Source organism: Nocardiopsis valliformis DSM 45023 (genome assembly GCF_000340985.1).
GTDB classification, from domain to species: Bacteria; Actinomycetota; Actinomycetes; order Streptosporangiales; family Streptosporangiaceae; genus Nocardiopsis; species Nocardiopsis exhalans.
On the sequence record NZ_ANAZ01000025.1, the window covers coordinates 15,041 to 27,589 of the forward strand.

General features: G+C 68.6%; 11 protein-coding genes. 3 read left to right on the plus strand and 8 right to left on the minus strand.

The features are described 5' to 3' along the window. Positions 1-53 precede the first annotated feature (53 nt). The 5 genes from D457_RS0121805 to D457_RS0121825 all read right to left on the minus strand — a co-directional run bounded on the left by D457_RS0121805 (position 54) and on the right by D457_RS0121825 (position 6,984). Positions 54-845: a succinate dehydrogenase/fumarate reductase iron-sulfur subunit gene (locus D457_RS0121805; protein WP_017582802.1), complete on the minus strand. Its 792-nt coding sequence runs from the start codon at positions 843-845 to the stop codon at positions 54-56. Continuing rightward, positions 842-2,803, minus strand: a complete 1,962-nt coding sequence (locus D457_RS0121810) for a fumarate reductase/succinate dehydrogenase flavoprotein subunit (RefSeq protein ID WP_017582803.1) — start codon at positions 2,801-2,803, stop codon at positions 842-844. The genes D457_RS0121805 and D457_RS0121810 overlap by 4 nt, the downstream gene beginning before the upstream one ends. A gap of 79 nt (positions 2,804-2,882) precedes the next feature. Continuing rightward, entirely contained in the window at positions 2,883-3,716 is an 834-nt protein-coding gene (locus D457_RS0121815; RefSeq protein ID WP_193374529.1) for a hypothetical protein, read from the minus strand. A gap of 203 nt (positions 3,717-3,919) precedes the next feature. Continuing rightward, complete coding sequence (locus D457_RS0121820; RefSeq protein ID WP_017582805.1) at positions 3,920-5,755, minus strand: glycosyltransferase family protein; 1,836 nt, start codon at positions 5,753-5,755, stop codon at positions 3,920-3,922. 239 nt (positions 5,756-5,994) lie between these two features. Beyond that, positions 5,995-6,984, minus strand: a complete 990-nt coding sequence (locus D457_RS0121825) for a LysR family transcriptional regulator (RefSeq protein ID WP_017582806.1) — start codon at positions 6,982-6,984, stop codon at positions 5,995-5,997. 131 nt (positions 6,985-7,115) lie between these two features. Between D457_RS0121825 and D457_RS0121830 the strand changes: the two genes are divergently transcribed. The 3 genes from D457_RS0121830 to D457_RS0121840 are packed head-to-tail and all read left to right on the plus strand — an operon-like array spanning position 7,116 to position 10,456. After that, positions 7,116-7,766 (plus strand): succinate dehydrogenase cytochrome b subunit, encoded by a 651-nt coding sequence (locus tag D457_RS0121830; protein ID WP_083926827.1) that lies wholly within the window; start codon positions 7,116-7,118, stop codon positions 7,764-7,766. Next, entirely contained in the window at positions 7,767-9,713 is a 1,947-nt protein-coding gene (locus D457_RS0121835; protein WP_017582808.1) for a fumarate reductase/succinate dehydrogenase flavoprotein subunit, read from the plus strand. Further along, complete coding sequence (locus D457_RS0121840) at positions 9,710-10,456, plus strand: succinate dehydrogenase/fumarate reductase iron-sulfur subunit (protein WP_017582809.1); 747 nt, start codon at positions 9,710-9,712, stop codon at positions 10,454-10,456. The genes D457_RS0121835 and D457_RS0121840 overlap by 4 nt, the downstream gene beginning before the upstream one ends. Positions 10,457-10,524: 68 nt before the next feature. On the opposite strand, the gene D457_RS0121845 is transcribed toward D457_RS0121840, so the two are convergent. The 3 genes from D457_RS0121845 to D457_RS0121855 all read right to left on the minus strand — a co-directional run bounded on the left by D457_RS0121845 (position 10,525) and on the right by D457_RS0121855 (position 12,508). Then, positions 10,525-11,100 carry an AAA family ATPase gene (locus tag D457_RS0121845; protein ID WP_017582810.1) on the minus strand — a complete coding sequence of 192 codons (576 nt, stop codon included), beginning with the start codon at positions 11,098-11,100 and terminating at the stop codon, positions 10,525-10,527. 47 nt (positions 11,101-11,147) lie between these two features. Continuing rightward, positions 11,148-11,783: a GNAT family N-acetyltransferase gene (locus D457_RS0121850; protein ID WP_017582811.1), complete on the minus strand. Its 636-nt coding sequence runs from the start codon at positions 11,781-11,783 to the stop codon at positions 11,148-11,150. Positions 11,784-11,872: 89 nt separating this feature from the next. Continuing rightward, positions 11,873-12,508 carry a GNAT family N-acetyltransferase gene (locus D457_RS0121855; protein WP_017582812.1) on the minus strand — a complete coding sequence of 212 codons (636 nt, stop codon included), beginning with the start codon at positions 12,506-12,508 and terminating at the stop codon, positions 11,873-11,875. Positions 12,509-12,549 lie beyond the last annotated feature (41 nt).

A 12,549-nucleotide genomic window follows, 5' to 3' on the forward strand; every position in this document is an offset into this window, starting at 1 on the left:
GAAAGGCGGCGGGTTTGTCGTCCCCGCCGCCCACGGCTCACCTCCTGGACCCCTCAGTTCCCGTCCTCCGGGCGGCGGATGTTCGGGGCCATCGGGGTGTCCTTCGGGCGCATGCCGATCTTTGAACCCAGCCACACCAGCGGGTCGTACTTGCGGTCCACCACGCGTTCTTTCAGCGGGATGAGCGCGTTGTCGGTGATGCGGATCCCTTCGGGGCAGACTTCCGTGCAGCACTTGGTGATGTTGCAGTAGCCCATCCCAAATTCTTCCTGGGCGATCTTCCGCCGGTCCGCGGTGTCCTCCGGGTGCATCTCCAGCTCCGCGACCCGCATCAGGAACCGCGGCCCGGAGAAGTGTTCCTTGTTCTCCTCGTGGTCGCGGATCACGTGGCAGACGTTGTTGCACAGGAAGCACTCGATGCACTTGCGGAACTCCTGCGAGCGCTCCACGTCCACCTGGCGCATCCGAAAGTCACCCGGCTCCGTCTTCGGATCCGGGGTGAACGACGGGATCTCCCGGGCCTTGTCGTAGTTGTACGACACGTCGCACACCAGGTCCCGCACGACTGGGAAGGTGCGCATCGGGGTCACTGTGATGACCTCGTCCTCGTCGAACACGCTCATCCGGGTCATGCAGGACAGGCGTGGACGCCCGTTGATCTCCACCGAGCACGAGCCGCACTTGCCCGCCTTGCAGTTCCACCGAACCGCCATGTCGGGGGTCTGGGTGGCCTGGAGGCGGTGCAGCACGTCCAGGACCACCTCGCCCTCGTTCACCTCCACCCGGTACTCGGTGAGTTCGCCGTCGGCCGCGCCGCGCCACACCCGGAACGTCCGTTCAGTCATGACGTGCCCTCCTCGGGGAGTTCTTCAGGGAGCTCTTCCTCGTCGGCGCTCCCGTCACCCGGGAGCTCCGCCTCGGTCAGGTACTTGGCCAGCTCGTCCCGGTCGAACAGGGCGAGCATCTCCTCGGGAATGTCCGCGATCGGGCGCCGCTCCAGCTCCACCCGGCCGTCGACGGCCCGGGCGGACAGGTTCACCTTCCGCCACTCGGCCGACATCTCCGGGAAGTCGTCGCGCGTGTGCCCGCCCCTCGACTCGGTGCGCTCCAACGCCGCCCGGGCCACGGCCTCGGACACCAGGAGCATGTTGGGCAGGGCCAGCGCCAGGTGCCAGCCGGGGTTGTACACCCGGTCCCCGGGGGCGCTGAGCACCTCCACCCGCTCGGACAGCTCCTTCAGCCGCTCCAGGGCCTGTTCCACCTCCGGGCCCTTGCGAATGATCCCGACCAGGTCGTTCATGGTGTCCTGGAGCTCGGAGTGGATCGTGTACGGGTTCTCCCCCTCACCCTGTTTGAGCGGGGTCAGTGACGAACGCACCGCTTCGGCTGCTGCCCGGTCGACCGTCTCGGATCCCGGCCGAGCGCCGTCGAGCGCGTCCACGTAAGCGGCCGCACCCAGCCCGGCCCGCCGCCCGAAGACCAGCAGGTCCGACAGCGAGTTGCCGCCCAGTCGGTTGGAACCGTGCATGCCTCCCGCCACCTCACCGGCGGCGAACAGGCCGGGCACGTCCGAGGCTGCGGTGTCGGCGTCCACCCGCACCCCGCCCATCACGTAGTGGCAGGTGGGGCCCACCTCCATGGGCTCGGCGGTGATGTCCACGTCTGCCAGCTCCTTGAACTGGTGGTGCATGGACGGCAGCCGCCGCCGGATCTCCTCGGCGGGCAGCCGCGAGGACACGTCCAGGAACACGCCTCCGTGCGGGGAGCCCCGCCCCTCCTTCACCTCGCTGTTGATCGCCCGGGCCACCTCGTCGCGGGGCAGCAGTTCCGGCGGCCTTCTGTGATGAGCGGGGTCGTCGTACCAGCCGTCCGCCTCGGCCTCGGTCTCCGCGTACTGCGAGCGGAAGACGTCGGGCACGTAGTCGAACATGAACCGTTCGCCCTTGGAGTTGCGCAGCACGCCGCCGTCGCCGCGCACGGATTCGGTGACCAGGATGCCCTTCACCGAGGGTGGCCAGACCATCCCGGTGGGGTGGAACTGGACGAACTCCATGTTGATCAGTGAGGCCCCGGCGCGCAGTGCCAGGGCGTGCCCGTCTCCCGTGTACTCCCAGGAATTCGAGGTGGTGCGGAAGGCCTTGCCGATGCCGCCGGTAGCGAGGATGACGGTGGGCGCCTCGAACAGCACGAACCCGCCGTCCACCCTGCGGTAGCCGAAGGCTCCGACGATCCTTCCCTCATCGCCGTCCGCCCTGATCAGGCTGGTCACGGCGGTCTCTGCGAAGACCCTCAGCCGGGCGTCCGGGTCACCGTACTCCGCCGCGTCGGCCTGCTGTAGCGCCACGATCCGCTGTTGCAGCGTGCGGATGAGCTCCAGGCCGGTGCGGTCGCCTACGTGCGCGAGCCGCGGGTACTCGTGTCCGCCGAAGTTGCGCTGGCTGATCCGCCCGTCCGCGGTGCGGTCGAACAGCGCGCCCCAGTACTCCAGTTCCAGGATGCGTTCGGGCGCCTCCTTGGCGTGGAGTTCGGCCATGCGCGGGTCGTTGAGGAACTTGCCGCCGCGCAGGGTGTCGCGGAAGTGCACCTTCCAGGAATCGGCCTCGTTGGTGTTGCCCAGGGCGGCCGCGGCGCCACCCTCGGCCATCACCGTGTGCGCCTTGCCGAAGAGCGATTTCGAAATGATCGCGGTGCGTTTTCCCTGCTCGCGTGCGGCGATTGCGGCCCGGAGCCCTGCGCCGCCGGCCCCGATCACCACGACGTCGTAGTCGTACCGAGTGATCCCGTTCTCTGCTGTGGGGGGCATTGGATGCGTCTTCCTTCCCCGATGCTCGTGTGGGTTGTCGTGCCCAGTCCAGATGCAGTGTTCTTTCGAGATGCGGTGCTCAGTTGAGGATGCGCAGGTCGGTGATGGCGCCGCTGGCGACCAGGGCGATGTAGGCGTCGGTGGCCATCAGCGACGCGATGCTCAGCCAGCCGAACAGCATGTGCCGGTTGTTCAGCGTGGAGATCCGGGTCCAGAACCAGTACCGGACCGGACTCCTGCTGAAGCTGCGCAGGCGGCCGCCCATGATGTGTCGGCACGAGTGGCAGCCGAAGGTGTAGGCCCACAGCAGCAGCACGTTGGTGAGCATGATGAGGTTGCCGACCCCGATGCCGAATCCGCCCTCCGTCCCGTGGAAGAAGGGCACGAGCATGTCCCACGTGTTGATCAGGACGATGGCCCCGGCGGCGTAGAAGAAGTAGCGGTGGCCGTTCTGCGGGAGCATCAGCGGACGCGTCTCGCCGGTGTAGCTGCTGTGCGGCTCTCGCACCGCGCAGGCCGTGGGTGCCTGCCAGACGGAGCGGTAGTAGGCCTTGCGGTAGTAGTAGCAGGTCACCCGGAACAGCAGCAGGATCGGCAGGCTGATCAGGGCGTAGGGGAGGAACGGGGGGAACTCCCACGGCACGCGCCCGAAGAGCGAGGCGTCCGGGACGCACTGCGCGGCCAGGCAGGGGGAGTAGAAGGGCGTCAGGTAGTGGTGTTCCTGGACCCAGTAATGGTCCTGCTGGAACACCCGGACCGCCCCGTAGATCAGAAAGGTGGCCAGGCCCAACGTCGTCAGGGCCGGGCCCAGCCACCATCGGTCGGTGCGGAGCGTGCGCTGCCTCAGCCGCGCCCGGCCACCGCCGGGGCGATCGTCGTGTGCAGAGGTCGTAGGGGTCACCGTGGTCTCCACCTCCTGTGGAGAGCGGCGGGCCGGGGAGACGGGGCGCGGACCCGTGCCTCCGGTGGCCGTGACCGCTCCCGGGTGCTGGATTGCTGCGGGAAGCAGTAGCGAACCGGTCTGTTACGCAACGCTAAGCCGCTGTGATCACGGTCACGTTCCGGCTCCCGAGTAACCTCGGGGAAATTAGTGTGATCTGCGCCACTCTCTATGGTTCAGGGGACCAACAGAGCCCCTGCTTCCCCTGCTGTCCCATTGATCCCGTTGGCCCCTGACGCCACGGACGTCCCCGGCACCTCCAGGAACTCCGCCGGAACCCGTACCCCCAGTCCCGCCAACCTCCGCAGGTGCGTCTGGTGGCTGAAGCGCTCACGCAGCGCCTCATGCCCGCGCCGCACCTGCCGGGAGTACTGGTCCTCGTCGCCCATCAGTGCCTCGACCGCTTCCCGAACCCCCGCCGGATCGGTGTAGAGCGCCGCGTCCCCGAACACCGGCCGGAACGACTCCGGCAGCAGGGTCGGCAGGCCCACGGCCATCGCCTCCAGCGGGGACCGGCCGAACGGCTCCAGGTGCCCCTCCCCGGTGAAGTAGACGTACGCGTCCAGGCCGTGCAGGAACTCCCGCACGTCCACCGTGTCGAAGTCGTGCACGGTCCAGTGGTCCGGCAGGACGCCCAGCGTGTGTTCGGGAACCTTCGCCCCGCCCAGCACGTGGGTCTCCCAGCCCGGCAGCGCCGGATACACGGCGGCCAGCACCGACGCCTTGTCCGGCCACTTGTCCCGGTGGTCCCGTGAGTGCCGACCGAGCAGCACCCGACCGTCCACCGCACGCCGGGACGGGCGGCGCCAGGCGTCCAGGTCGATGATGTTGGTCCAGTCCTCCTCGGCCAGCGGGATCCCGGCCATCTCCCCGGCGTGGTGCCGGACCATCGCCTCACGCACCCGCGGACTGATCGGGTGCCAGGTGTGCTCTCCGAGCAGGCTCGTGAACCCTTCCACACAGCGGCCCACGTTCCACGCCTCGTTGTCCTCGATCTCCACTCCGTAGCGGCGGTCCGGTGTCTGGTTGAGGACCACGATCCGCTTCGCCGCCTCCACCGACGGCAGGACGTCCATCGGGCGCTCGCCCAGCCTGGGCACCCGGGCGATCATGAGGTCGCAGGTGACCCGTTCGTCCGGGGCGATGAACCGGACCCGGTCGTTGTCCACGGCCGCCATGATCTTGGGGTTGACCCCCTGCCGCACCCCCCACTCGGCGACCGGGTGGTGCACCAGCCCGGTGCTCAGCCCGGCCCGCCGCTGCGCGGTGATCTCCTGGAGGTTGCTGCCTGTGCTCCCTCCGGGCAGTCCGAAGTCCGACAGCAGCACCACGTCGAAGTGCCGGGCCGTGCGCGGGGCCCGGATACGCGCGGTCAGCAGCGAGGGAACCCCTGAGGCGCCACGCGCCGCACGCGGGGCGGCCAGGTCGGCCAGGTGGGCGTGGTCCCGGGCGCTGTCAGGTGTGCCCGTGGCGCGGTGCCAGTTGGACAGGGTCTTGTGCGCCTCGGCCCGGACTCCGGGACTGGCCTCGGCATCCGCGCCCAGGTCGCGCAACCGCTCCAGCCCCAGAGAGCTGTATCCGGTCCAGAGCAGGTCCTGCGCGTTGTGCAGCCGTTTCTCCGCCTGTGTCCGGGCGGTGTCCTTCCGCTCCCGGGACCGCTCCCGGGACCGCTTCCGGTCCAGTCGGGCCAGGCCCTCCACGGTCCGGTCCGCGCAGGCGTCGGCGGCCTCCTGGATGGTCTGCCGTACCCGCACGTCGCGCTCGCGGGCGATACTCGCCGCGTCGCGGCGGTCACGGGTCATCTCGTCGAGCCGGGTGTGCACCTGCTCCAGCTCCTCGGACAGGCGGTGGCGTTGCCTCTCCACCAGGGTCGCCGCGCCCAGGGTCAGGACGGCCAGTCCGGCGAAGGCCAGGGCCAGGGCCAGCCTGGGCGGGCTGAGGGCGACGGCGACGGTGGCCGCGGCGACAGCGACCAGTACGACCTGCTTACGGGAAAACGACCTGAGTCTCATCACGCGACCACGTTCCGCATAGGGGATGGGTGCCTCCCGCACGGGACCGGTGGGGGAGGGCCGGTGGCGGCGGTTGGGTTCAAGGGTCACTCAGGCGGGGGTCGCGGCGAAGCAACCGCGGGACGGGGGAGGGTCGATGACAGAGCCATGCGAAGTAGGGGAAGTCGGACCAGTCCGGCAGGCCGGAAGTCCGCAGGCCCTCGGGCCCTCAGACGCTCGGCCCGGGGCAGCCCGTCGGATCAGTCCCGTTCCCCTGGTCCCCCACGCAGGTCGTGCCCCGGATCGCCCGCGTCCGCGGCGGAGATGAGCACCTCCAGATCCGGCCCCAGGTCCTCCGGCGACATCGTCAGCAGGTATTCGTTCAGGTGGCGGCGGAAGGCCTCCGCCGAATGCGACGGCTCCACGTCCTTGCGCCGGGCCAGCGCCACCGTACGCAGCAGCCGCGGCCTGGCCAGCGGGGTACCGCGCAGGCCGGGGCGGTTGCGCAGCACCATGCTCGGCACCACCGCCAACCCCAGGCCAGCCTCCACGAACCGCAGCACCGCGTCCATCTCGCCGCCCTCCACGGCCAGGTCCGGCTCGAACCCCGCGGCGCGGCAGGCGCGCAGGGTGGCCTCGCGGACGTCGTAGCCCCGCCGGAACATCACCAGCGGACGGTTCTCCAGCTCGGTGATGCGGATGGACGCCCGACCGTTCGGGGAGGGGTGCGAGGTCGGGCTCGCCACCACCAGGTTCTCCCTCAGGATCGGGGTGGTCGAGAAGTCCGGGTCGCTGCTGTGCAGCGGCAGGATGATCAGCGCCAGGTCCAGCTCACCTCGGCCCAGATCCCGGATGAGGTCGCGCGAACCGCTCTCCTCCACGTGGAGTTCGATCCCGGGGAAACGGGTATGGAAGTTCGCGAGCACGTCGGCCAGCAGCCCCGCGCACAGCGACGGCGTCGCCCCCAGCCGGACCCGGCCGCGGCGGATCCCGGCGAGCTCCGCGACCTCGCGGCGGGCCGTCTCCAGGTCGGTCAGGATGCGCTGTGCCAGCGGAAGTAAGGCCTCGCCCGCCGGCGTGAGTGTGATGTTTCCCCGAGCACGACTGAATAACGGCGCACCCAACTCACGTTCAAGGCTGCGGATCTGTTTGCTCAAACTCGGCTGGGCGACGCGAGAAAGCTCGGCTGCACGGGTGAAATGGCGTGTGCGGGCCACAGCGACGAAGTAGGCGAGCTGCTGGAACTGCATGCTTCATAGCCTAAGGCTATGGACACCAGGGTCCTCATGACTTGGACGTCGGACTTAACCCCAATTTAAAGTTGCAGGCTGTGGCGAACAGTACCTTGACCAAGAAGCGGTCTACGGCCTACGGGTCCACGGTGGCGCTCAAGTCAGCAATGGCTGCCTCCGGTGCGATCCTCGTGCTGTATTTGATCGCGCACATGTACGGCAACCTGAAGGTCTTCTCGGGCCAGGCTGCCTTCGACGGCTATGCCCACAGTCTCCGCGAGCTGGGCTACCCGCTCCTGCCCGAGAGCGGCTTCCTCTGGGTCTTCCGGATCGTGCTCCTCGCGAGCATCCTGATCCACATCTACTCCGCCGCGGTGCTCACGATCCGCGCACGCAAGGCCCGCGAGCAGCGTTACGTGGTGAAGAAGCGGGTGCAGCGCACCTACGCCTCCTACACCATGCGTTGGGGCGGTGTGCTGATCGCGCTCTTCGTGGTCTTCCACATCCTGCACCTGACGACGAACAACATCGCTCCGGGCGGCAAGTCCGACAGCCCCTACGAGCGGCTCGTGAACGGGTTCCAGCCCGAGTTCTGGTACGTGACCCTGTTCTACGTCCTGGCCGTCATCGCGGTGGGCTTCCACCTGCGGCACGGCATCTGGAGCGGTATGGCCACCCTGGGCGTCAACAAGGCCAGTCGCCAGGGCAAGATCAACGCCGTCGCGGTGGCGCTCGCGGTGATCGTGACCGTCGGTTTCCTGCTGCCGCCTCTGGCAGTCACCTTTGGACTGGTGAAGTAAATGTCTGAGAACGACCTCTACATCGAGGGCGCCCCGCTCCGCGACGAGAAGGCGCCCGAGGGCCCGATCAACGAGCGCTGGGACAAGCGCCGTTTCTCGGCCAAGCTGGTCAACCCCGCGAACCGGCGCAAGCTCTCCGTGATCATCGTCGGTACCGGTCTGGCCGGTGCCGCCGCCGCGGCGACCATGGGCGAGGCCGGCTACAACGTCATCTCGTTCTGCTACCAGGACAGCCCCCGTCGCGCGCACTCCATCGCCGCGCAGGGTGGCATCAACGCCGCGAAGAACTACCGCAACGACGGCGACAGCATCCACCGCCTGTTCTACGACACGGTTAAGGGCGGCGACTTCCGCTCCCGTGAGTCGAACGTCTACCGTCTGGCCCAGACCAGCGTCGAGATCATCGACCAGTGTGTGGCCCAGGGCGTGCCGTTCGCCCGTGAGTACGGCGGTCTGCTCGACAACCGTTCCTTCGGCGGCGTGCAGGTCTCCCGTACGTTCTACGCGCGCGGCCAGACAGGCCAGCAGCTGCTGATCGGCGCCTACCAGGCGCAGGAGCGGCAGATCGCGGCGGGCACCGTTCAGATGAACCCCCGCCACGAGATGCTCGAGGTCATCGTCATCGATGGCAAGGCGCGCGGCATCATCGCCCGCGACATGGTCACCGGCGAGATCGAGACGCACTTCGCCGACGCGGTGGTCCTGGCCACCGGCGGTTACGGCAACGTCTTCTTCCTGTCGACCAACGCCATGGGCTCCAACGTCACCGCCGCGTGGCGTGCCCACCGCAAGGGAGCGCACTTCGCGAACCCCTGCTACACGCAGATCCACCCGACCTGCATCCCGGTCAGCGGCGACTACCAGTCCAAGCTGACCCTGATGAGCGAGTCGCTCCGTAACGACGGTCGGATCTGGGTGCCCAAGGAGGGCGGCGACGCGCGTGACCCGCGTCAGATCCCCGAGGGCGAGCGCGACTACTACCTGGAGCGCATCTACCCGGCGTTCGGCAACCTGGTGCCGCGTGACATCGCGTCCCGCGCCGCCAAGAACGTCTGCGACGAGGGCCGCGGCGTCGGCCCTGGCGGTCTGGGCGTTTACCTCGACTTCGCCGACGCGATCGAGCGTCTGGGCCGGGATGCCGTCGAGGCCAAGTACGGCAACCTGTTCGACATGTACCAGCGCATCACCGGCGAGAACCCGTACGAGGTTCCGATGCGCATCTACCCGGCGGTGCACTACACCATGGGTGGTCTGTGGGTCGACTACGACCTGCAGAGCACCATCCCGGGCCTGTTCGTGACCGGTGAGGCCAACTTCTCCGACCACGGCGCCAACCGCCTGGGCGCCAGCGCGCTGATGCAGGGTCTGGCGGACGGCTACTTCGTCCTGCCGAACACCATCAACGACTACCTGGCGGACGGACCCTTCGAGAAGCTGGACGAGAGCCACCCCGAGGCCGTCAAGGCCAAGGAGGAGGTCACCTCCCGCATCGACAAGCTGCTCTCCATCAACGGTTCCCGCACCGTCGACTCCTTCCACAAGGAGCTCGGCCACATCATGTGGGACTACTGCGGTATGGAGCGCAACGAGGAGGGCCTGCGCAAGGCCATCGAGCTCATCCGTGAGCTGCGCGCCGAGTTCTGGCGCGACGTTAAGGTGCTGGGCACGAACGAGGAGCTCAACCAGGCTCTGGAGAAGGCCAACCGCGTGGCCGACTTCCTGGAGCTGGGCGAGCTCATGTGCATCGACGCCCTGCACCGCCGCGAGTCCTGCGGCGGCCACTTCCGCTCGGAGAGCCAGACCGAGGACGGCGAGGCCCTGCGCCACGACGACGAGTTCGCCTACGTCGCCGCCTGGGAGTTCGGTGGCGCTGACAGCAAGCCCGTGCTCCACAAGGAAGCCCTGGAGTACGAGTACGTCGAGATGAAGCAGCGGAGCTACAAGTGAACATCACCCTGCGCGTTTGGCGCCAGAAGGGCCGTGACGACGAAGGCCGGATGGTCACGTACAAGCTCACGGACGTCTCCGAGGACATGTCGTTCCTCGAGATGCTCGACGTTCTCAACGAGAAGCTCACTCTCGAGAACGAGGACCCGGTCGCGTTCGACCACGACTGTCGCGAGGGCATCTGTGGTGCCTGCGGCGTTGTGATCGACGGCGAGGCCCACGGTCCGGAGGTCACCACCACCTGCCAGCTGCACATGCGCAGCTTCAACGACGGCGACACCATCACGGTGGAGCCGTGGCGGGCCAAGGCCTTCCCGGTCGTGAAGGACCTGATCGTGGACCGCGGTTCGTTCGACCGCATCATCCAGGCGGGCGGCTTCATCAGCGCCCCCACGGGTACCGCGCCGGACGCCCACGCCAACCCGATCCCGAAGCCGGACGCCGACCGCGCGTTCGACGCCGCGACCTGCATCGGCTGCGGCGCCTGCGTGGCGGCCTGCCCGAACGCCTCGGGCATGCTGTTCACCGCCGCGAAGGTCACCCACCTCGGCATGCTCCCGCAGGGGCAGCCGGAGCGGGCCTCGCGTGTGGTGAAGATGATCAACCAGCACGACCACGAGGACTTCGGCGGCTGCACCAACATCGGTGAGTGCGCGGCGGTCTGCCCCAAGGGCATCCCGCTGGACACCATCTCGCAGCTCAACCGCGACCTGCTGGGCTCCCTCAGCAAGGGCGTCGGTTAACCGAGCTCCGGTTGTACTGACTGAGTGCACAAGCGGGCCGCATCCCTTCGGGGTGCGGCCCGCTCGCCTTATTCGGCGAGGCGACGCAGGAGTTCGGAGTCCTCGTCCGTGATCCGCTGTGCGATCGCCCGGACCCGGGCCGTGCGCAGGTGGTCCAGGGCCTTCTCCACGTTGGGCTCCAGGGCCTGCGCCGAGTCCAGGACCAGGCGCTCCTCGCGCCACGAACCCAGACCTGCCCGGCGCGCGGCCAGCGAGTCCCAGGTGGGTTCGGGGAAGCCGGGCAGGTCGCGCCGTCTGCTCTCCAACCTGTGGCGGTGCAGGTTGGGGTCGGAGCAGACCACCTCGATCCAGGCGGTGGGCGCATCCCGGTGCGCGGCCAGCCCGCGCCACTGCTCGCGGGCCTCCTCGGCGTCGTTGACGGCGTCGACGATCACGGTCTGGCTCAGGGCCAGGATGTCGGCGGCCATCGCCTCCACCACGACGTAGGCGGCCAGTCCGGTCGGCTGTGCGCGGTCGACACCCGCGCTCCACAGGGCAGCCTCGACGGGGTCGACCGACAGTACGGGTGCGGGGAGCCGCCGACCGAGCTCCTCGGCCACGGTGCTCTTGCCGGAGCCGGGCAGCCCGGCCATCACGATCAGCATGGCCCTCAGCTTTCCAGGGGGTACCGACAGGGGACGTTCCCCAACGGTCAGACGGCGGGGCGGAGCATGCAGTAGGTGGAAGGGAGGTCCGGGTCGTTGATCGCCCGCATCACCCGGAAGTCGTACTTCTCGTAGTAGCCGATGTTGGCCGAGTTCATGGTCTCCAGGTAGACCGGTACGCCGTCGGCATCCGCCTGGGCCAGGCCATCGCGGAGCAGGCGAGAACCGACGCCGGTGCCGCGGGCCACGGGGTCGGTACCGAGCACGGCCAGGTACCAGTGTGGCTCCTCCGGAGCCGACGCCTTCAGTTCCGCGAAGTACCTGAGGACCTCGGGAAGCCGGTTCACGCCCACGAGCGAGGCCAGGTGTGGCAGCGCCCGCAGTAGGAAGGCGAGGCCTTCACCGTCTCCTGCCGGAGGGGCCCACAGAGCCGCACCGCGCACCACCCGGCGGCCCGCCTCCTCGGCCTCGAACACGCTGGTGTGTCCCCTCGGGACGTATTCGAACCCTGCCATCAGGGCGCTCATCCGGACCGACCGGGCCATGCGCAGATTCGGTTCCGGAAACAGCCACCGGAACAGCGGGTCCTCACAGAAGGCCCTGCCGAGGACCCGGGCCACCCCCGGGACGTCGTCCATGGCGGCGGTACGGATCGACTTGATAGTGGTGGCCGTGGGGGTCATCTGTGCAGTCTCCCTCTTCCCCGGGGTCGTCACCGCCCATGCTAGATCACGGGAAAATCACGGGTGGGGTCCTTGGGGAAAAGCAGGGTTCAGGAAGCCGGGCGCAGCAGGAAGTAGCTGGTTCCGATGCCCTCGTGCGGGACCTCATGTACGCAGCGGAACCCGAAACGCTCGTAGAAGCCGACGCTCTTGTCGTTGAGGGTCTGGGTGAACACCGGCAGCCCCTGTGAGTCGGCCTCGTCCAGACCGGCGGTGAGCAGCCCGCCCGCCACCCCGGTGCCCGCCACGCTTGGGTCCACGCCCAGCGCGGCCAGGTACAGGTGCTGCTCCTGCGGGCTGGCCATCTTCCACTCGGCGAAGATCCGGACGAACGCGGCCAGGCGGGCGCGGCCGATCAGCGCGCCCCAGTGCGGCCAGGTGCGCAGCGACACCAGCGGGCTCTCGGGGTTGCTGGTCGGCGGGGCCCACAGCGCGGCGGCACGGGTGACCGGGGCGGATTCGGTGCTCTCGGCGAGCTCGGCGATCCGGACGTCACCCGCGGGCATGTAGCCGAACCCGACGGCCAGGGCGAAGAACCGCCGGACCTTGGCCATGCGGAGCTCGTCGTCGGGGAAGAGCCACCGGAAGAGCGGATCGTCGTGGAGCGCGCGGCTGAGGACCCGGGCCACATCGGGGACGTCCTCGATGGTGGTGGTGCGGGCGACGGAGGTGACGATCGGGCTCATCCTGGCTACTTCCTGGTAGGGGGCGTCTTGTCCATCGTAGA